Raw genomic sequence first — 19,260 nt, forward strand, 5'->3', positions numbered from 1 at the left:
GCATGGCGGAACTGCGGGGAGCGCTGATCGGCTGCGGCTTCTTTGCCGTCAACCAGATGCATGCCTGGCGCGACATAGCGGGCGCCTCGATCATCGCCATCTGCGACCGTGACCCGGAACGGTTGCGGATCGTCGGTGACCAGTTCGGCATTGCGAAGCGCTATACCGATGCGGCGGAACTATTTGCCGGCGAAAGCCTGGACTTCGTCGATATCGCCACCACCGCGCCCAGCCATCGTCCGCTTGTCGAAATGGCGGCCGCCCACCGCGTTCCGGTGATCTGCCAAAAGCCGTTCGCGCCGACGCTTGCCGACGCAAAGGCGATGGTCAAGGCATGCGCGGAAGCCGGCGTTCCGCTGATGGTGCATGAGAATTTTCGCTGGCAGTCACCTGTCCAGGCGGTGCGGACCGTGCTCGATAGCGGCGAGATCGGCACGCCCTTCTTCGGGCGTATCTCCTTCCGCTCGGCCTATGACGTGTTTTCCGGTCAGCCCTATCTGGCGACGGGAAAGCGCTTCATCATCGAGGACCTCGGTATCCATATCCTCGATATCGCCCGTTTCCTGCTCGGCGACGTCTCGACCATCACGACACGAATCGCCCGCATCAATCCCGCCATTGCGGGCGAGGATGTGGCGACCATGCTGATGGACCACAAGAGCGGCGCAACCTCCGTGGTCGACTGCAGCTACGCGACCAAGCTCGCCACCGAGCCGTTTCCCGAAACGCTGATCGAGATCGATGGCAGCGACGGCACGATCCGGCTGGCGCAGGGATACCGGCTGACCGTCACCGGCAAGAGCGGCACGGCCGTCACCGACGTCTCGCCGCCGCTGCTGGCCTGGGCGTCGCGGCCCTGGCACAACATCCAGGAAAGCGTCGTCGCCATCCAGCAGCACTGGGTCGACTGCCTGGCAAAGGGGACCGAGCCGGCGACCTCGGGCGCCGACAATCTTAGGACATTCGCGCTGGTCGAGGCCGCCTATCTGGGCGCCGCAAGCCACGAACCTGTCCACCTGGATGCCTTGCTGACATGACAGCCGATACCTTCCTCCTCTACGGTACGCATGCCGTCGAGGCCGAGCCGGTCAGGCTGAATGCGGGCCTGCTCAGCGCCGACTTCGTCAACGGCAATCTGCGCACCATCGCTTACGGCGGCATCGAAGTGCTGCGCGCCATCGCCTATATCGTGCGTGACCGCGACTGGGGCACCTATGAGCCAAATTTGACGGACCTGATCATCGACCAGGCTGCCGACGCTTTTTCGGTCAGCTATTCGGCAAGCTGCCTGGCCCCCGATGGGAACCGGCTCGGCTTCCGCGCCACCATCAAAGGCTCTGCCGACGGCCGTCTGGTCTTCGACGTCAGCGCCCTTCCCGAAAACGATTTCGAAACCAATCGCTGCGGTTTCTGCATCCTGCACCCGATCGCCGACCTCGCCGGTAGCCCGGTCATGGTCGAGCACACAGCCGGCAGCGTGGTGGCGACGAAACTTCCCCAGCTGATCGACCCCTGGCAGCCTTTCAAGGATATCCGCGCCATCTCCCATCAGGTTCGGCCTGGTGTCACCGCTGAGTGCCGGATGGAAGGCGATACTTTCGAAATGGAGGACCAGCGCAACTGGTCGGACGCCTCCTACAAGACCTATGTGCGGCCGCTGGTGCTGCCGTGGCCGTATGTGCTGCCTGCCGGCCAGCCCCTGAGCCAGACGATCAGCCTGCGCATCGCAGGTGACGGCAAAGCGCCGGCTGCCGCAGTGGCCAGCGAACCGGTCAGGGTCGAACTCGGCGAGGCGGGAGCAAGGCTGCCCGATGTCGGCGTGGTCATCTATCCCGAGGATGTCGAGACGGCGCTGGCGAACCTCTCCACGCTGGCGGCACTCGGCCCACAACAGCTGCTGTTTCACCACGATCCGACGCGCGGCCACGGGCTCGATGCCTTGCGCGCTTTCGCCCGGCTCGCAACTGCCTACGCAGCCGAAACAACCCTCGAATGCGTCGTTGCCTGCGCTGGCGATCTTGACGCCGAGCTGTCCGGCGTCGCCGACCTGGTTCGCCGGGCCGGGCTAAAACTCTCGGCCATTGCCGTGTCGCCGTCGGTCGACCGGCAGTCGACACCGCCGGGCAGTGCGTGGCCGGAATGCCCGCCGCTCGACGGCGTTTATGCGGCAGCGCGGCGGGCATTCCCCGATATCCGCCTCGGCGGCGGCATGTTCAGCTATTTCACCGAGCTCAACCGCAAGCGCGTGCCGGCAGACCAGCTCGATTTCGTCACCCACTGCACTTGCCCGATCGTGCATGCCGCCGACGATCTCAGCGTCATGCAGTCACTGGAGGCGCTGCCTTTCATCACCCAATCGGCACGGGCAATCTTCGGGGCAAAACCCTACCGGATCGGACCATCGACGATTGCCATGCGCCAGAACCCTTATGGCGGAGCGACCAAACCCAATCCCGGGGGACAGCGCATTGCCATGGCCGACAGCGATCCGCGCCATGCCGGCCAGTTCGCGGCGGCTTGGACGGTCGGCTATGCCGCGCGCGTCGCAGCCGCTGGGCTGGAACAGCTCACGCTCTCCAGCTTCACCGGACCGTTCGGCGTGCTGGCGTCATCCGGAGAACCCGTCGCGGAAGGATCGCCCCGGCCGCTCTTCAGAGCCATCAAGGGGCTTTGCGAACTGGCCGGCCTTGCGCATGTGGCCGCAGGGACGAGCGATGAGACCAAGGTGCTGGCGCTGGCTGGACGCTCGGCCTCGGGCGACACTGTCGTGTGGCTGGCGAACCTGACGGCGGACGATGTACCGGTCGACATTTCAGCTTTTGGCCGAAACCATCTCGTGATGACGCCTTATGCGATCACCCGGCTCGGCTGAAGCTACTTTTCGGAATTCATCACGTAGAGCGCGCGCGAGCGCTCGAGATGCTTGATCATCGCCTTCTCGGCGCCGTCGGCATCCTGCTTCTCGATGCGGCCGATGATCTCTTCATGCTCGGTCAGCGTGAACTGTTCCTTGCCCGTCCAGATCAGCATTTCGGTGTGATATTCCTTCAGCCAGCCGAGCATCGCCTCGCTGACGGCGACATAGATCGGGTTGCCGGATATCGAGGCGATCTGTGTATGGAACTTCATGTCGGCGGAGATGAAGGCTTCGGAAGCGCCGCGAAAGCCGCGCTGTTCGGCAACGGTGGCCCGCAGCCGCAGCACATCCTCGGGGGTGGCCTTTTCGGCGGCTTCCCTGACCATGCCACGCTCGAAGAAGATGCGCGCGGTCTTCAGGTGCTCCAGCGTGTCTTTCGATGACGACAGGATGATCTTGGCGGCGCCGTCGACCTGCTTGATGATCGACTTGGCGGTGAGTTGCAGCACCTTGGCGCGTTCCCCATGCGAGATCGCAACCAGCCCCATATTGCTCAGCGCCTGCATCGCCTCGCGGATCGCGGGGCGGCCGACCTCGAAGCGCTCCATCAGCTCGCGCTCCGAGGGCATGTCGTCGCCTGGCATCAGCTCGCCGCTGGTGATCAGGCGCTTCAGCCGCAAGAAGACCTCATCGGAAAGCTTGCGCCGGACAATCGGTTCCGAACGGTTCATCGCCGCGAATCACTCCCTTTGACCCGGCCCTATCTAACACTGCCGCCACAATTCCCGGAATTGCCGTCTGTCGATCCCGCTGCCGGATATGACTTGCAATACTTATGTACTCATTATACCAGATTTGAAACACCAGTGAACCTTTTTCGAACGCCTCGGCTTGAGACAGCGGACCATGATCACGCTCACCTACCGCATCGAAACGCCTGGAAGCATCGAAGCGCTGGCGGCCAAGATCGCCAGCGATCAGTCGACCGGCACCTTCGTAGCGCTGCCCGGCGAGACCGAGGAACTGAAGGCCCGGGTGGCGGCACGTGTGCTGGCGATTCGGCCTCTGCCCGATGCCGAGCGGCCGTCGCTTCCCAATGACGGTAAGGGGCCGTTCAGGCGCGCCGATGTCGACATCGCCTTTCCGTTCGATGCCATCGGCACCGACCTTTCGGCGCTGATGACGATTGCCATCGGCGGCACCTATTCGATCAAGGGCCTTACCGGGATTCGCGTCGTCGACATGAAATTGCCGGAGGAGTATCGCGGGGCACATCCCGGCCCACAGTTCGGTGTCGCCGGCAGCCGCCGGCTGACCAATGTGACTGACCGCCCGATCATCGGCACGATCGTCAAGCCGGCGCTAGGATTGCGGCCGCACGAGACGGCGGCAATGGTGGCGGAACTGATCGCCGCCGGCGTCGACTTCATCAAGGATGACGAGAAGCTGATGAGCCCGGCCTATTCGCCCCTGTCGGAACGGGTGAAGGCAATCATGCCGCTGATCCTCGATCACGAGCAGAAGACCGGCAAGAAGGTGATGTATGCCTTCGGCATTTCGCACGCCGATCCGGACGAGATGATGCGCAACCACGATCTGGTGGCGAAGGCCGGCGGCAATTGTGCTGTTATCAACATCAATTCGATCGGCTTTGGCGGCATGGCATTCCTGAGAAAACGCTCCGGCCTGGTGCTGCATGCTCATCGCAACGGCTGGGACATCCTCACCCGTCACCCCGGCCTCGGCATGGACTTCAAGGTCTGGCAGCAATTCTGGCGGCTGCTCGGCGTCGACCAGTTCCAGATCAACGGCATCGCCTCGAAATACTGGGAGCCGGATGACTCTTTCGTCGAATCCTTCAAGGCGGTGACGACGCCGATCTTTTCGCCTGGGGACTGCGCATTACCGGTGGCAGGTTCCGGCCAGTGGGGCGGTCAGGCGCCCGAGACATATGCACGGACCGGCCGGACCGTGGATCTTCTCTATCTCTGCGGCGGCGGCATCGTCAGCCATCCGGACGGACCGGGCGCCGGCGTACGTGCCGTGCAGCAAGCCTGGCAAGCGGCGGTCGACGGCATTCCGCTGGCCGACTTCGCCTTGAACCATCCCGAACTGGCGCGGTCGATCGAAAAATTCGGCGACGGCAAGGCAGCCTGAGACGATGCAGGACCTGCTTCTCAGCTATTATGGCGACGACCTGACCGGCTCGACCGATGTCATGGAGGCGCTCGAGCTCGGTGGCGTGCCGACCGTGCTGTTCATGCGCCAGCCGGACGCGGCCCTGCTGTCCCGGTTTGGCCATTGCCGGGCGACAGGGCTGGCCGGCACCAGCCGCAGTGAGACGCCGCAATGGATGGACACGCATCTGCGCGATGCCTTCGCCTGGCTGAAGACGCTTAACGCCGAGATTTGCCACTACAAGGTCTGCTCGACCTTCGATTCCAGCCCGAAGATCGGCAGCATCGGCCGAGCCATCGAGGTCGGCCGCTCGGTGTTCGCGCAGGATAGTGTGCCGCTGCTGGTCGGCGCGCCGCAGCTCAAGCGCTATACCGCTTTCGGCCATCTGTTCGCGGCCTATCGCGACCAATATTTCCGCATTGATCGCCACCCGGTGATGAGCCGTCACCCGACGACGCCGATGGATGAGTCCGATCTGCTGATCCATCTGTCGCGGCAGACGGCGCTGAACTCCGGACTGGTCGACCTTGCGACGCTGCAGTCGGCATCGCGGTCGGCGGCGTTCGATCGACTGACCGGAAACGGCACCCCCATCGTGCTTGTCGATGTCGACAATCTGGAAACGCAGGCTCTGGCCGGCAAGGAGATCTGGCGCGTTCGCGAGCCCGGCGGCTCTTTTGTCGTCGGCTCATCCGGGATCGAGTATGCATTGCTGGCCGAATGGGCGTCGAATGGCGTCGTCAGCGCTGGGCCAGGCTTCACACCGCCGGGCGCTGCCGAGCGGATAGCCGTCGTGTCGGGCAGTTGCTCGCCGACCACCGAACGGCAGATCCGGCATGCCCTGACCCACGGTTTCGACGGCATCGAGGTCGATCCCGTCGATCTGGTTTCGGAGGCCTCACAGCAGGTGATCGCGCGCGTAACGGCAAGCGGCCGTGCCAGTCTGCAAGCCGGGCGCAGCGTCATCCTCTACACCGCGCTTGGCCCCACTGCCGACAGGGGCGCCGAAATCGACCGGCAGGAAGGCGCCCGCCACAGGCTTGGCCGCGGCCTCGGAGAAATCCTTCGCAACCTGACGGTGGAACAGAGCCTGCGTCGCGTGGTCATTGCAGGCGGCGACACGTCGAGCCACGCACTCGGCGAGATGGGCGTCGATGCCCTGACAATTCGCATGCCGCTGCCCGCTTCGCCGGGTTCCCCGCTTTGCGTTGCCCACTCGCGCGTCAAGGCGATCGACGGACTGGAGGTCGCGCTCAAGGGCGGCCAGGTCGGGACCGATCGCTATTTCTCAGCCATCCGCGACGGCCTCGGCGGTTGAAACAGCCAGCGCCTGCGTCCAGGTGCTGGCCGGTGGGAACATCTCAACGCGCGAAATACATCTTGCCGGGTGGAAATCCCGGTAACACCCGGTATTATCTGCGAAAATGCCGAAGTCGGGAGGATGCCGGGTGCAGACCAAGAAGATCATCAACGATGGCAACCGCGCAGTCGACGAGATGCTGGAAGGCATCCTGGCAGCGCATCCCCGTCATCTCAAAAGCGTGAACGGCAGCCCACGTTCGATCATCGCCTGCGACGGGCCGCGCCAGGGCAAGGTGGGCCTCGTCATCGGCGGCGGCTCGGGCCACGAGCCGAGCTTTCTCGGCTTTGTCGGCAAGGGCTTGGCCGACGCTGCGGCCATCGGCAATGTCTTTGCCTCGCCGCCTCCAGATCCGATCCTCGAATGCGCCAAGGCGGTCAGCGGCGGCGCCGGCGTGCTGTTCATGTACGGCAATTATGCCGGCGACGTGATGAATTTCGACATGGCGGCCGAGATGGCGGCGATGGACGACATCGAGGTGCGCACGGTGCTGAGCACCGACGACGTTGCCTCGGCACCGCGCGACCAGCGGCACAAGAGGCGCGGTGTCGCCGGCAATTTCTTCATCTTCAAGGCGGTCGGCGCCGCCTGCGACCGGATGTTGTCGTTCGACGAATGCGAGCGCATCGCCGGCAAGGCCAACGACCACACCTTCACCATGGGCGTGGCGCTGTCGCCCTGTTCGCTGCCGCAGACCCGCCGGCCGAATTTCGAGATCGGGCCGGACGAGATGGAGATCGGCATGGGCATCCACGGCGAGCCCGGCATCGCACGCGAAAAGTTGAAAACAGCCGATGAGATCACCGACGAGATGCTGGACAGGATCCTCGACGAGATGGCGCCGGCGCGCGGCGACAAGGTCGCGGTGCTCGTCAATTCGCTGGGCTCAACGCCGCTGATGGAACTCTACATCATGAACCGGCGCGTGAAGCAGAGGCTTGATGAGATCGGTGTGTCCATCCACGCAAGCTGGGTCGGCAATTACTGCACCTCGCTCGAAATGGCCGGGGCCTCGATCACGCTGCATCGGCTGGACGGCGAGTTGCAGACGATGCTGGACCACCCCTGCGACTGCGCCATGTTTCGCGCCGGCTAAACCCACTCTGTGGCAAGGACTAAGACATGACGACAATCGATACTGCCCGCCTTGTCACGATGTTCGCAGCGATCGCAAACTCCATGTCAGCAGACAGGGACAGGCTGTGCGCGCTTGACGGGGTTATCGGTGACGCCGACCACGGCATCGCGATGGAGCTTGGATTTTCCGCTGCGCGCGATGCGGTGGCCGGACTGGACACCGCGGCGACCGATCCGACCACCTTGCTGAACACGGCGGCAAAGTCGTTCCTGAATGCGGTCGGCGCCTCCTCCGGTCCGCTCTATGCGACCGCGCTCATGCGCGCCGCGGCAGCCGTCAAGGGCAAGACGGCGCTCGACGACGCGGATGTGGTCGCCCTGTTCCAGGCCATGGCCAAGGGCATTCAGGATCGCGGCAAGGCAGAGCTTGGCGAAAAGACGATGATCGATGCATGGGCGCCGGCGGGGCAAGCGGCGGGCGAAGCGCTGGCCTCAGGCAAGGATCTGGCCGCCAGTCTCAAGGCCGCCGCCCAGGCGGCAGAGACAGGCGCGGAAGCGACCAAAGCGATGGTGGCCACCAAGGGCCGGGCATCACGCCTCGGCGAACGTTCGCTTGGCCATATGGATCCGGGCGCTGCGTCCGCCGTCACCGTAATCGAGGCGATGCGGACCGCCTTGACCGACTGATCATCAGCGGACTTGCCGCGTCTTTCAGCGCTTGGCGTCGAGCTTGTCGACGGCCTGCACGTTCGCGGCAGATGGGCCATTCGGATCAAACTCGGAGGCAAGCCATGCGTCGGCGATCGATTTCGCCAGTTCGGGACCGATGACGCGGGCGCCCATGGTGATGATCTGGGCGTTGTTGGACTTGGCGGCGCGCTCTGCGGAATAGGTATCGTGGGTCAACGCGGCGCGAATGCCCGGCACCTTGTTGGCAGAGATGCTGACGCCGATGCCGGTGCCACAAAACAGGATGGCCCGGTCGTAGTTGCCGTCGAGAATTTCGTGGCCGACCGAGGCGGCGATATCGGCGTAGAAGCCGGCCTGGCTCAGGTCGACGACCTGCAACTCCGGCTTGGTGGCGAGATGCTTGGCGATGACATCGAGCAGCGGCTTGCCGGCGCTGTCGGCTCCGAGTGCGATCTTCATGATGATGAACTCCTTTGCTTTTGTCTCTGTCTCTTTGATTTGACGCAATTCCGGACGGAAAACCGCTTCACACTTTCCCGGAATTGCTCGCGCGGTTAGCGCGCGATGGCGGCCGACGCCTTTTTCAGAATGTCGATATAGCCTTCCGCTTGCCACGCCGAGCGGCCGATGAACAGGCCATCAATATGCGGCTGGCCGATAAGTTCGGCCGCGTTGCCGGGGTTGACGCTGCCGCCGTAAAGCACAGGCGGGGCAGCCGGCAGCCGGTCAGCGGCTACCTGCTTGATCAGCGCTTGCTGCTTGTCGGCATAGTCGGCGCTTGCGGGAATGCCCTTCTCCCCGATCGCCCAGACAGGCTCGTAGGCAAAGAGGATTTCCGCCTTCGGTTGATCGCCGCTCAGCTCCTGCAGCGCGCCGAGAACCTGTGCCGTCAGCACCGCCTCGGCGCGGCCTGATTCACGCTCGTCCAGCGTCTCGCCGACGCAGATCAGTGGCACGAAACCGTGCCTGACAGCAGCTGCCGTTTTCAGTCCGACAGTCGCATCCGTCTCGCCGAAATGCTCCCGGCGCTCGCTATGGCCGAGTTCGATTACATCCAGCCCGCAGTCTTTCAACATCACTGGCGAAATCTCTCCCGTCCAGGCGCCGGCATCGGCCCAATGCATGTTCTGGGCACCTACCTTCACGCGGGTGTTGGCCAGTGCCGCCTTGACCTGGCGCGCGGCGGTGAACGGCGGAATGACGAAAGGCTGTATCGCCTGATCGAAACCAGGCACGAAGGCGGCCAACGCATCGGCGAACAGCAACGCCTCGGCAAGCGTCTTGTTCATCTTCCAGCTCGTGCCGACCCAATATGGGGCCATTGTTTTTCTCCTTCGATACTCTTGCGGCCGAAGCCGGCTTCCGGGCGACGTATTCGCTCAAGTCCGAGGCTTGAGACTGTCGCGGCCACTGTCGACGTAAGGCGCCCAGAAATCCACCGACTCGCGGATCATCTCGATAACCTGATGGTCGACTGGTTCCCTCTCCCTGAAGGAAAGTTCAAGGCAAATTTCGTTGTCGGTTCCGCCACCCTGCCGAACCGCGTCCAGCAACTTCTGCGGCACTATGCGGCCATCCTTGTTGTAGGCGGCCGTGAACGGCCAATGGCCGCCCTTGTTCATGGAAGACTGCTTGATGTGGATGATCGGAGATTGCAATGGAAACGCTTTCGCCCAGGCGTAGGGATCGGTGTCGGCAGGGTTGGGTGAGGTCACGTCGCCATGGTCGATATCGACCATCATCTTCATCGGTATGGGCAGCTTCGCTGCGTCGATGGCGCCTTGCAGCGTGACGCAGCTTTCGATCGTGTGGCCGAACTCGCGGCCGACCGACATCGGCTCCCAGAACAGGTATGTCAGCCCCGCCGCCCTGGCGTGTTCGGCAACCTCGCGCCAGCATTCGAGCGCGATATCGAGAAGTGCTGCCCGCCGTTGCGGATCGTCAAAGTCCTTGTAGGTGAAGATGGCGAACTGCGTGCCCATGCCTGGCGCGCCGAGTTCGGCGGAAATGTCGGCGAAGGTCTTGAACCAGTCGACATAGTAGCGCCGGACGTCGGCGTCCGGGTGGCCGAAATGGTTGAGCCGGCCATAAGGTCCGGTCATGCCGGAGGTGATCCTGACACCGGTCCGCGAAAGCGCGCTGTTGAACAGGCGCAGGAATTTGGCAATCGTGGCCGCCGGCCAGCCCGGATTGACGAATTCATGCGTCAACTGCACGTCGCGAATGCCGATGCCATAAGCAATCGCGTCGATCAAATCGTCTGGATCGGCGAAGCGATTGACCAGAGGATTGGTGTTGAGGGAAAGCGTGAAGGCCATCAGTCCGCCGTCGCCATGATGTTACCGAACCAATCTTCGAATGCTTTCCGCTCGGCCGCATTGATATGCAGGCCATGCTTTGTGCGGCGTTCCAGTATATCGGCTGATGTGCCAGCCCATTCGGTCTCGACCAGGAACTTTGCCTCCCGTTCATACAGATCGGGACCGAAGCGTCGGCCGAGATCAGCCTCGCTTTGCGCGCCGGCGAGCAATTGCCTGGCGCGGGTGCCGTAGCTTCGAGCGTAGTGCTTCACCAACGACGGGCTGAGCCATGAAAATTCGACATGCAGATCGCTCAGAAACTGCTCGAAGTCCGCATTGGGCAGGTCGCCCCCCGGCAAGGGAATTTTGGCCGTCCAGGCTTTCTTCATCGTCGGAAAGAATGGCTGGATCTTTTCCAGCGCGTGTTCCGACAGCTTGCGGAAGGTGGTGATCTTGCCGCCGAACACCGAAAGCAGCGGTGCGTTGCCGTTGGAGGCGTCGAGTTCGAAAATATAGTCGCGCGTCACCGCGCTTGGATTGTCGGCATTGTCGTCATAGAGCGGACGCACACCGGAGAAGCTGTAGACCACGTCCTGTGGCGTCAGCTGCCGCTTGAAATAGCGATTGACCACCTTGATCAGGTAGTCGACTTCGCTGGCCTCGGCGACCACTTCCTCGGGCCTGCCTTCGTAGGGAATGTCGGTCGTGCCGATCAGCGCCAGATCGTTCTCGTACGGGTTGACGAAGATCACCCGCTTGTCGTTGTTCTGGATGAGATAGGCCTGCCGCCCCTCCCAGAATTTGGGCACGACGATATGGCTGCCTTTTACAAGCCGGACATTGCGCGTCGAATTCTGCCCGGCGACGCGGCTGACAATGTCGTTGACCCAGGGACCTGCTGCGTTGATCAGAGCGCGCGCGCGGACTTTCGTGACGGCGCCCGTGCGGCCATCCTGCATGTCGATCGACCACAGTCCGCCTTCACGGCGCGCCGCGACACAGGCGGTGCGCGTGAGCACTCTGGCGCCTCGCTGCCTTGCATCGAGCGCATTGAGCAGCACCAGGCGCGCATCGTCGACCCAGCAGTCGGAATATTCGAAACCGCGCTTGAATTCGTCCTTGATCGGCGCGCCTTCAGGCGAGGTCCTCAGGTTCAGCGTTCTTGTCCCAGGCAGCCGTTTGCGGCCGCCAAGGTGGTCGTAGAGAAACAGCCCGAGCCGGACCAGCCATGCCGGCCTATCCTGCGGGCTGTGCGGTAGAACGAAGCGCATCGGCCAGATGATGTGCGGCGCCGCCTCGAGCAGCACCTCGCGTTCGATCAGCGCTTCGCGAACCAGCCTGAATTCATAATATTCGAGGTAGCGCAGGCCGCCATGCACCAGCTTGCCCGAGCGCGAACTGGTGCCTTGCGCGAGATCGTCTTTTTCGCACAGGATGACGGACAGGCCACGACCTGCAGCATCACGCGCTATGCCGGCTCCATTGACGCCGCCGCCGATCACGAAGAGATCGACGACATCTGTTGTATTGCTCAAGATCTTGCTCCTGTGCGGTGCGCCATGCCCTTCCACACCGGCCGAAGCGCCTGGCGCGCCGCAACGAAGGAAGGGAAGAGCGCATCGTATGTTTGCGAAAGCGCCTCGTCATAGGCATCGCAGTCGCCGAGAAGCGGCGTCACCCATTCGGCGGCGCAGTCTTCCATGGAGCCGTAGACGCCGAGCCCGACCGCGGCCATCATCGCGGCACCCGCCGCGCCGGCTTCCTGGCGGCTGCTGGTGCGCACCTGCGCCCTTGTCGCCGCCGCGATGATGCGACGTAGAGACGGACTGCGCGCTGCGCCGCCCGACAGGCGGATCTCACTCGGCACGGCGCCCATCGCCTGGTAGCAATCGCGAGCGGCGAAGGCCAACCCCTCGAGCACGCCGCGTGCCAGATCGCCAAAGCCATGCTTGACCGAAAGGCCGATGAAGCCGGCGCGTGCGTCAGGGTCGACGAACGGCCCTCTTTCGCCGGCTAGCGATATGTAAGGCTGGTAGATCAGCGATCCCGGCTCCGATGCTTCCATCCAAGCGTCGAGGGCCTTCAGCAACTCGTCATGAGAAGGTTTGCCGCCAGCCGTGGCGAGCACGTCGCGCGCAAGGCCAAGCACCCAGTCTATGTTGAGCGTCGCCGCCATGTTGGATTGCAATTGTGCAAAGGCGCCCGGAATAGGCATGGCGATCGTGTAGCCGGAGCCATCTGCGTTCAGCACGACATCGTCGGGAGTGGCTGCGAAGCGCGTGTGTATGCCGGTCGAGCCGATGACCGTGCAGCCGACATTGCCCGAGGGATCATAGAGGCCGGCTCCGAGCGCCGTCATGACCATGTCGACGTAGCCCAGCACCACCGGCGTGCCTTCGAGCAGGCCGGTCTCCGCCGCCGCCGATCGCGATAGCGGATGATGGTCGGTGGTGCCTTCGAGCATGGGAGGCAACAGGCGGCGATGCGTCGTCAGATCCAGGATGTCGAGGGCTTCGTCGGAATAGGTGCGCGACCGAAAATCGCCGAAGGTGAAGGTTCCCTCGGAGGGGTCGGTGGCGCGTTCGCCCGTCATCTTGAAGTAGAGCCAATCCTTGCAATGCAGTGCGGTGGCCGCCCGCTCCAGCATGTCGGGATGGTTCTTTTTCATGAAGGCAAGCTGGGCGCCTTGCTGGCAGGAATTCAGCCCCGTGCCGGTCAGTTCGAACCGCCTGCGATCCCGGGGATCGGCGCGCATCTCGTCCACCAAATGTCCGGCGCGGGCATCGAGCCACAGCCAGGCGCGCGAGACAGGCAAGCCGTCGCTATCGATCAGCCAGGTTCCGTCGCCTTGCCCGGTGATGGCCACCGCCGCGGTTCGTTGCGCGAGGTCGGGAATCTTGGCCGCGAGATCGCGAACGGTCCGTGCCATGTCGCGCCAGGTCTGGTCGAGGTCCTGCTCGGCGCCGCCGCCTTCCAGCGTGACGAAGCTATTGGGCACCGACGTCATGGCGAGCTGCCGCCCGGACAGATCGAAAGCGATCGATTTGATCACCGACGTTCCCGCGTCGATGCCGATCAGCAGGTCTTTCATGCCGCAAATTCCGATTGGTTGCGAAGGCAGTTCACGAGGGCAGTCATTTCGTAGAAGAGGCAGGGAGTGCCCGCAAGGACACCCCCTGTACAGGTATTACTCAGACAGCACGAAGGGTGCGGTGTACTTGTCGACATTGTCCTTGGTGATGAGAAGGCAATCGAACAGCTGCTTCTCGGTCGCCGCACCGGTGGCACCCGTCTTGATAAACGAGTCCGCCTGCTGCACGGCCTTGGCCGAGAAGATGGCGACCGGCTGAAGCACGGTGTACTGCAGTTCACCTGACTTGATCGCCGCAACCGCGTCCGGGGAGCCGTCGAAGCCACCGACCTTGATGCCGGCGAGCTTGCCAGCTTCCTTCAGCGCCGCAACCGCGCCGAGAGCCATTTCGTCATTGCCGCTGATCACGGCGATGATGTCGGGATTGGCTTGCAGCATGCTCTGCATCTTGTCGTGGCCCTGGGTACGATCCCAGTTGGCGACCTGCGAAGCAGCCTTTTCGAGATCCGGGTACTGGCTCAGCACAGTCGCGTAACCGTTCGAGCGCGTGGCGGCATTGTTGTCCGACGGGGCGCCGAGCAGTTCGACATATTTGCCCTTTTCACCGACGGCCTGCACCCACTGCTGGGCACCGAGAGCAGCGCCCTGCGCGTTGTTGGAAACGAGCTGCCCCTTGGCGAGGCCTTCCTGGTTGATCTCGGCATTGACGAGGAACACCGGGATGTTGGCTGCAATCGCCTTCTTCACCGCACCGACAGAGCCGTCGGCGTTGGCCGGATCGAGAATGATCGCCACCGACTTGTTGGTGATGGCGGTGTCGATCAAATTGCTTTCCGTATTGGTATCGCCCTTGTGGGCGCCGACATTGGCCGTATAGCCAAGCTTCTCGGCCTCGGCCTTGGCGACGTTGCCCTCGGTCAGCCAGTAGGGATTGGCCGGATCGTTGACGATGATCGAGATCAGGCCCGCGGCTGACGCGGCGGCCGTGAACCCAACGACCATCGCGGCCGCGAGCAGACTTTTCAGCATGGTTTTCATGTACATTCCTCCAATGATTACGCGTGTTGCTGCCAGTTCACCTGGCAGTCTTCCCTTGGGCAGGATTGGCCGGTTCGGCCTTCCCCCGTTTCTGAGAAGTCGGTTGGCCACCTGTCGCGCTTGGGAGCTTGCTGCGGCGGCGATACTGAACGGCATTGAGGAGCACGGCGAGCACGATGACCGCGCCGGTGAACACTGTCTGCCAGTAGGATGAGATGCCGATGATCACCAGACCGTCGGACAGGAAGCCGATGACGAAGGCCCCGAGCAGGGTTCCGCGGATGTTGCCGCGGCCGCCGGTCAGTGCCGCGCCGCCGATGACGACGGCCGCAATGGCCGTCAGTTCGTAGGTGGTGCCGGCGGTCGGTCCAGCCGACGTCAACTGCGAGGACAGGATCAGGCCGGCAATGGCGGCACAGATGCCTGACAGCACATAGACGGAAATCTGCACTGTCTTGACCGGAACGCCGGAGAGTTCGGCCGCGCGTTCATTACCGCCCGAGGCGTAGAGCCAGCGCCCGAAAGCGGTTCGGTTCAGGACGATGCTGCCAATGAGCGCGATGACCACGAGAACCACGACGCCCGTCGGCACGCCGAACAAGCGGTTGAAGCCAAGCGCATCGAAGCCGGTGTTTCCGAGTTCCGGCTTGCCGCCGAGATTGTTGTAGGTCAGGCCGCTGGTCATCAGCAACGCCAGGCCGCGCGCCATGTACATCACGCCGAGCGTGGCCACGAACGCCGGAACCTTGAAGCGCGCGATGAGCACGCCGTTGATCAGCCCGACGACGGCGCCCAGCATGCAGGCCAGCACCGCGACCACCCACACCGGCGGATAGAGAACGACGCCCAGCCAGCTCAGCGTCACCCCTTGCATCAGGAAGCCGGCAACGACGCCGGCCAAGCCCAGCGTCGACCCCACCGACAGATCGATGCCGCCATTGAGGATGACAAGCAGCATGCCGATCGCGAGGATTCCGAAGATGGCGACATGCGAGGCCATGGTCAGGAAGTTCGCCACTGAGAGGTAGTAGGGCGACAGGATCGAAAAGACGACGATGATGACGATCAGGGCAAAGAAAGCGCGGCCCTCGAGCAGCAGCTTGGCGAGATCGAAGCCTTCGCTCGCGCTTGGACTGGACTGTTTTCTGGCCTGGCTGACATCGGTCATGGTGTGGGCTCCGAAATTCCTGGTGATCAGGCGACCACGGCTTCGCCCGAGGCGGCCATGATCTGCTCTTTGGTGGCATTGGCGCCGAATTCGGCTGAAATCCTGCCGCGGCGCATGACGACGATGCGGTGGGCAATGCTGAGGCATTCGTTGACCTCAGAGGTCGAGAAGACGACGGCAAGGCCCTGCGCAGCGCGTTCGCTCAGCAAGCGGAAGACTTCGGCCTTGGCGCCGACATCGATGCCGCGGCTCGGCTCGTCGAGAAGGATAACCTTGGGATTGGTCGTCAGCATCTTGCCAATGACCACCTTCTGCTGATTGCCGCCCGACAGCGATCCGATCATGGCATTGCCGCCAGCGGTCTTGACGGTCACCTTGCGGATCGAGTCTTCGACCAGCTCTCGCTCTCTGGAACGAGACAGAAACAGGCCCCTGGCGAACGCTTCGATGCTGGCGAGCGAAAGATTACGACCGACGGTCATCGTTTGCACCAGCCCGTCGCGCTGCCGGTCCTCGGGGACCAGCACAAGCCCTCTGGAGATACGCTGGGCAATGCTCAGCCCCGAGACGTCCTCGCCTTCCAGCAGCGCCCGCCCGCCCGCCATCGGCACTCGTCCGGCGACGGCCTCCAGCAATTCCGTGCGCCCGGCACCCATCAGCCCGTAGATGCAGACGATCTCGCCTGCTCGCACGTCCAGCGACAGGTGATCGACGACGGAATAACCTGAGCCCGAAGTGTCGACGACGCTGACATCCTCGATCGATAGGGCGACTTCGCCGAATTCATGGCCGGTCGGCGGCGAGCCGAGATCGAAATTCTCGCCGACCATGTTGCGCACGATCCATTCGAGATCGATATCCCGGGCTTCGGCCGTCGCGGTAATCGCGCCATCGCGCAGGACAACGGCATAGTCGGTGATCTGCAGCGCCTCTTCGAGGTGATGCGATATGTAGACGATGGAGACGCCGCGGCTGGTCAGATCGCGGATCACCTTGAACAGAACTTCCACCTCGGTTGCGCTGAGCGCGGAGGTCGGCTCGTCCATGATGAGGATGCGCGAATCGACCGACAGTGCCCGGGCGATCTCGACGATCTGCTGTTGGCCGAGGCGCAGATCCTCGACCAGGGTCATCGGATCGATGTCCTCTTCGAGATCAGCCATCAGAGCGCGCGCCTGGCGTTGCTCCTCGGCGAAGTCGAGGCCGGTCCTGGTGCGCAGTTCGCGGCCCATGAAGATGTTGTCGCGAACGCTGAGGTTGGGCGCCAGGCTGAGTTCCTGGTGGATGATCGAGATGCCGCGATCGCGCGCGTCCGAGGACGAAGAAAAGCTGACGAGATTGCCGTCGAGCACGATGTCGCCGGATGTCGGCGTGACCACGCCGGAGAGGATCTTCATCAGCGTCGACTTGCCGGCGCCATTCTCTCCGAACAGCGTGGTGACCTTGCCGCGATGGATGTCGAAATTGACGCCCTTGAGCGCGTGGACGCCGCCATACGACATGACGATGTTGCGCGCCGAAAGCACGGCGTCGCCAGTCGCGGGTCCGGTGTCGGCAGCCGGTTTCATTTGACGTCCAGCCTCACGGGGGTGACGAGCCAGCTCTTCGGGTTGACCAGCTTGAATGCGCCGACCACCGATATGGTCTTGCCGGTCAAGGTGCTCGTATCGACCTTGGCCAGGACTTCCTTCTTCATCTCATTGTTCAGCGCCGAACCGGCGTCCTGGTACTCAATCTGGTTGGTGAACTGGCCGAATGTGATCTTGCCCGTGGCGTCACGCAGTTCCGTCCCGTTGATCGCCGGTCCCGTCTGCACGCGGATCATCAACGTATCTGGCACGCCGTCGACGGCGACCTTGTAGATGCCAGATTTTCCTTCGCCGACGACGCCGGTGAACTTGACTGAAATGACCGGTCCGACGCCCGCAGGCACACCGTATTCCTTTTCCGCCGTTGCCCTGTCCTTGGCAATCGCCGTCGCCACCGTCACCGCGTCGGCGGCTCGTGCCTCGACATCGGCCTGCACCTTGGGAAATTCCGACTTGCCGTAGTCAGCGGCGGAAAACACGGCGCTGCGAACGTCGCCTGCCGACCCTATCCTGACCACCTTGGTATCGAGCGCCATGGCGCCGAGCAGGACGACAACCGCGGCGCTGGCAAGTGCCCGACGCAGGGCGGGCGAGGCAGGCCTGGTCGATGCGGTGGCGGCTTTCGCGCTCATGACGCAACCGCCAGCAAGGCTGATCCGCGCTTGTCACGCATTTGGCGATCCTCCGTTCATATGGCGCTTCGCGCCATTGGGTTTGTTCTGTTCGACAAGGGCACGAGCGGTGGATTCGTCGGTGATCAGGCCGCTCAGATAGCGGCTTTCGAGCACCGCTTTGATAGCGCGTATTTTCACTTTGCCGCCGGCGACGGCGACGATCCGGCGGCCCTTCAACTGGTCCCGCGGGAGTGCCAGGATTCTTTCCGACAGCGCCGTTTCCACTGGGCGTCCCTGGTCGTCGAAGAAGTGGGCGAGCAGCTCGCCGACGCCGCCATCGCGTTTGACCTCATCGATTTCGGAATGTTCGATCATGCCGGTGGCGACCAGCGAAGCTTCCCGCTCGGCGGTCCCTATGCCGACGAACATCAGGTCGGACCGGCTTGCGAGGTCGAAGACATCGCTGATGCCGCGCTGCCCAAGCAGCACCTCACGGTCCTCCGCGGTGTTGGCGACAAAAGGCACCGGCATCACATAGGCCTGCGCGCCGGTCCGCTCGGCCAGCCGATGCATGACGTCGTGCGGGTTGGCCGCGAACTTGCGCGTCACACCGCCAAGCAGCGAGACGAAACGGATATGGGCGGCGGCGGTGCGCGTCAGATACTCGACGCTTGCGGCAAGGGTACGGCCGTGGCCGACGCCGATCAGCATGTCCTCGCCGCGATCGATCTCCCGCTTCAGAAACTGAGCGCCGGCGATGCCAAGCGCCTTCAGTGGCAGCTCGTCCTGATCGAGATCCGGAACGACCTCGCAGTAATCGAGCCCGTAAGCATTGATCAGCTGCTGCTCGAGGTCGATGCATTCGCCGACGTCGCCGTCGATGATCACCCTGACCAGGCCATCCTGGGTGGCCCGCGTGATGAGCCGATGCGCCTTGAGGCTGGTCAGGCCGAGCCGCTTGGCCACCTGGGCCTGCGTCAGACCCCCGGCATAGTGAAGCCAGGCCGCGCGGGTGGCGAGGCTGGACTCATGATCGCGGTTAGCGGTTCCGCCGGATTTCAAGCCATCTCCTCCCTGAGATGATATTATTATCTTTGTGTGCAAAAATTTTCACATCCCTGCATCGCTGTCAATCCCCCGCCGGATTTGGCGCATGCACATGCGGGCAATTCACAGGTCTCGCCCTTCCCGAAACACCGGTCTGCCGGCATTCGGCGGGCAACATCGGCCTATTAGGAGGTGAGCATGTTACTCGATCATACGGTGATGTTAATTTAACGTCAATCTATGTTACCTCA

Annotated in this window: 17 protein-coding genes; 6 read left to right on the plus strand and 11 right to left on the minus strand. The window is 63.2% G+C overall.

Going from position 1 to position 19,260, the window contains the following annotated elements; genetic code table 11:
- Positions 1–2 precede the first annotated feature (2 nt).
- A complete protein-coding gene (locus tag A9K65_RS29025; protein WP_064995020.1) occupies positions 3–1,037 on the plus strand; it encodes a Gfo/Idh/MocA family oxidoreductase in 1,035 nt (344 codons plus the stop codon).
- Entirely contained in the window at positions 1,034–2,872 is a 1,839-nt protein-coding gene (locus A9K65_RS29030) for a hypothetical protein (protein ID WP_064995019.1), read from the plus strand. Before A9K65_RS29025 ends, A9K65_RS29030 begins: the two co-directional genes overlap by 4 nt.
- A 2-nt stretch (positions 2,873–2,874) precedes the next feature.
- On the opposite strand, the gene A9K65_RS29035 is transcribed toward A9K65_RS29030, so the two are convergent.
- The gene (locus A9K65_RS29035; protein ID WP_064995018.1) at positions 2,875–3,588 is read right to left on the minus strand and encodes a transcriptional regulator NanR; all 714 of its coding nucleotides are present in this window, start codon (positions 3,586–3,588) and stop codon (positions 2,875–2,877) included.
- A gap of 175 nt (positions 3,589–3,763) precedes the next feature.
- Between A9K65_RS29035 and oiaX the strand changes: the two genes are divergently transcribed.
- The 4 genes from oiaX (at position 3,764) to dhaL (ending at position 8,159) form a co-directional block, all read left to right on the plus strand.
- Positions 3,764–5,014, plus strand: coding sequence for a 3-oxo-isoapionate-4-phosphate decarboxylase OiaX (oiaX, locus tag A9K65_RS29040; RefSeq protein ID WP_013533063.1), 1,251 nt, complete (start codon positions 3,764–3,766; stop codon positions 5,012–5,014).
- Between the two features lie 4 nt (positions 5,015–5,018).
- On the plus strand, positions 5,019–6,353 hold the full coding sequence (locus tag A9K65_RS29045) for a four-carbon acid sugar kinase family protein (RefSeq protein WP_064995017.1): 1,335 nt from the start codon (positions 5,019–5,021) through the stop codon (positions 6,351–6,353).
- Between the two features lie 130 nt (positions 6,354–6,483).
- A complete protein-coding gene (locus tag A9K65_RS29050) occupies positions 6,484–7,491 on the plus strand; it encodes a dihydroxyacetone kinase subunit DhaK (RefSeq protein ID WP_064995182.1) in 1,008 nt (335 codons plus the stop codon).
- Between the two features lie 26 nt (positions 7,492–7,517).
- Positions 7,518–8,159 (plus strand): dihydroxyacetone kinase subunit DhaL, encoded by a 642-nt coding sequence (dhaL, locus tag A9K65_RS29055; RefSeq protein WP_027163948.1) that lies wholly within the window; start codon positions 7,518–7,520, stop codon positions 8,157–8,159.
- A gap of 24 nt (positions 8,160–8,183) precedes the next feature.
- Here the strand turns inward: dhaL and A9K65_RS29060 are convergent, their stop codons facing one another.
- The 10 genes from A9K65_RS29060 to A9K65_RS29105 form a co-directional block, all read right to left on the minus strand.
- Positions 8,184–8,621, minus strand: a complete 438-nt coding sequence (locus A9K65_RS29060; RefSeq protein ID WP_024502451.1) for an RpiB/LacA/LacB family sugar-phosphate isomerase — start codon at positions 8,619–8,621, stop codon at positions 8,184–8,186.
- Between the two features lie 95 nt (positions 8,622–8,716).
- The gene (locus A9K65_RS29065; protein WP_013533068.1) at positions 8,717–9,484 is read right to left on the minus strand and encodes a triose-phosphate isomerase; all 768 of its coding nucleotides are present in this window, start codon (positions 9,482–9,484) and stop codon (positions 8,717–8,719) included.
- A gap of 57 nt (positions 9,485–9,541) precedes the next feature.
- Complete coding sequence (locus A9K65_RS29070) at positions 9,542–10,480, minus strand: TIM barrel protein (RefSeq protein ID WP_013533069.1); 939 nt, start codon at positions 10,478–10,480, stop codon at positions 9,542–9,544.
- Positions 10,480–11,997: a glycerol-3-phosphate dehydrogenase gene (locus tag A9K65_RS29075; RefSeq protein WP_063167516.1), complete on the minus strand. Its 1,518-nt coding sequence runs from the start codon at positions 11,995–11,997 to the stop codon at positions 10,480–10,482. Before A9K65_RS29075 ends, A9K65_RS29070 begins: the two co-directional genes overlap by 1 nt.
- Positions 11,994–13,553 (minus strand): FGGY-family carbohydrate kinase, encoded by a 1,560-nt coding sequence (locus tag A9K65_RS29080; RefSeq protein WP_064995016.1) that lies wholly within the window; start codon positions 13,551–13,553, stop codon positions 11,994–11,996. Before A9K65_RS29080 ends, A9K65_RS29075 begins: the two co-directional genes overlap by 4 nt.
- Before the next feature lie 96 nt (positions 13,554–13,649).
- Positions 13,650–14,597 carry a D-ribose ABC transporter substrate-binding protein gene (locus A9K65_RS29085; protein ID WP_023756738.1) on the minus strand — a complete coding sequence of 316 codons (948 nt, stop codon included), beginning with the start codon at positions 14,595–14,597 and terminating at the stop codon, positions 13,650–13,652.
- 31 nt (positions 14,598–14,628) lie between these two features.
- Positions 14,629–15,759: an ABC transporter permease gene (locus A9K65_RS29090; protein ID WP_013533073.1), complete on the minus strand. Its 1,131-nt coding sequence runs from the start codon at positions 15,757–15,759 to the stop codon at positions 14,629–14,631.
- 26 nt (positions 15,760–15,785) lie between these two features.
- The gene (locus tag A9K65_RS29095) at positions 15,786–17,327 is read right to left on the minus strand and encodes a sugar ABC transporter ATP-binding protein (protein WP_013533074.1); all 1,542 of its coding nucleotides are present in this window, start codon (positions 17,325–17,327) and stop codon (positions 15,786–15,788) included.
- Positions 17,324–17,980 carry a DUF2291 domain-containing protein gene (locus A9K65_RS29100; protein WP_013533075.1) on the minus strand — a complete coding sequence of 219 codons (657 nt, stop codon included), beginning with the start codon at positions 17,978–17,980 and terminating at the stop codon, positions 17,324–17,326. Before A9K65_RS29100 ends, A9K65_RS29095 begins: the two co-directional genes overlap by 4 nt.
- 33 nt (positions 17,981–18,013) lie before the next feature.
- A complete protein-coding gene (locus A9K65_RS29105) occupies positions 18,014–19,024 on the minus strand; it encodes a sugar-binding transcriptional regulator (protein ID WP_027163951.1) in 1,011 nt (336 codons plus the stop codon).
- Between the last annotated feature and the right edge of the window lie 236 nt (positions 19,025–19,260).

It is taken from the genome of Mesorhizobium sp. WSM1497, from assembly GCF_001672455.2.
Taxonomy (GTDB): domain Bacteria; phylum Pseudomonadota; class Alphaproteobacteria; order Rhizobiales; family Rhizobiaceae; genus Mesorhizobium; species Mesorhizobium ciceri.

Coding starts and splice junctions, on each gene's coding strand:
- A9K65_RS29025 (WP_064995020.1), top strand. CDS start 3: ATGGCGGAACTGCGGGGAGCGCTGATCGGCTGCGGCTTCTTTGCCGTC.
- A9K65_RS29030 (WP_064995019.1), top strand. CDS start 1,034: ATGACAGCCGATACCTTCCTCCTCTACGGTACGCATGCCGTCGAGGCC.
- A9K65_RS29035 (WP_064995018.1), bottom strand. CDS start 3,588: ATGAACCGTTCGGAACCGATTGTCCGGCGCAAGCTTTCCGATGAGGTC.
- oiaX (WP_013533063.1), top strand. CDS start 3,764: ATGATCACGCTCACCTACCGCATCGAAACGCCTGGAAGCATCGAAGCG.
- A9K65_RS29045 (WP_064995017.1), top strand. CDS start 5,019: ATGCAGGACCTGCTTCTCAGCTATTATGGCGACGACCTGACCGGCTCG.
- dhaL (WP_027163948.1), top strand. CDS start 7,518: ATGACGACAATCGATACTGCCCGCCTTGTCACGATGTTCGCAGCGATC.
- A9K65_RS29060 (WP_024502451.1), bottom strand. CDS start 8,621: ATGAAGATCGCACTCGGAGCCGACAGCGCCGGCAAGCCGCTGCTCGAT.
- A9K65_RS29065 (WP_013533068.1), bottom strand. CDS start 9,484: ATGGCCCCATATTGGGTCGGCACGAGCTGGAAGATGAACAAGACGCTT.
- A9K65_RS29070 (WP_013533069.1), bottom strand. CDS start 10,480: ATGGCCTTCACGCTTTCCCTCAACACCAATCCTCTGGTCAATCGCTTC.
- A9K65_RS29080 (WP_064995016.1), bottom strand. CDS start 13,553: ATGAAAGACCTGCTGATCGGCATCGACGCGGGAACGTCGGTGATCAAA.
- A9K65_RS29085 (WP_023756738.1), bottom strand. CDS start 14,597: ATGTACATGAAAACCATGCTGAAAAGTCTGCTCGCGGCCGCGATGGTC.
- A9K65_RS29090 (WP_013533073.1), bottom strand. CDS start 15,759: ATGACCGATGTCAGCCAGGCCAGAAAACAGTCCAGTCCAAGCGCGAGC.
- A9K65_RS29095 (WP_013533074.1), bottom strand. CDS start 17,327: ATGAAACCGGCTGCCGACACCGGACCCGCGACTGGCGACGCCGTGCTT.
- A9K65_RS29100 (WP_013533075.1), bottom strand. CDS start 17,980: ATGAGCGCGAAAGCCGCCACCGCATCGACCAGGCCTGCCTCGCCCGCC.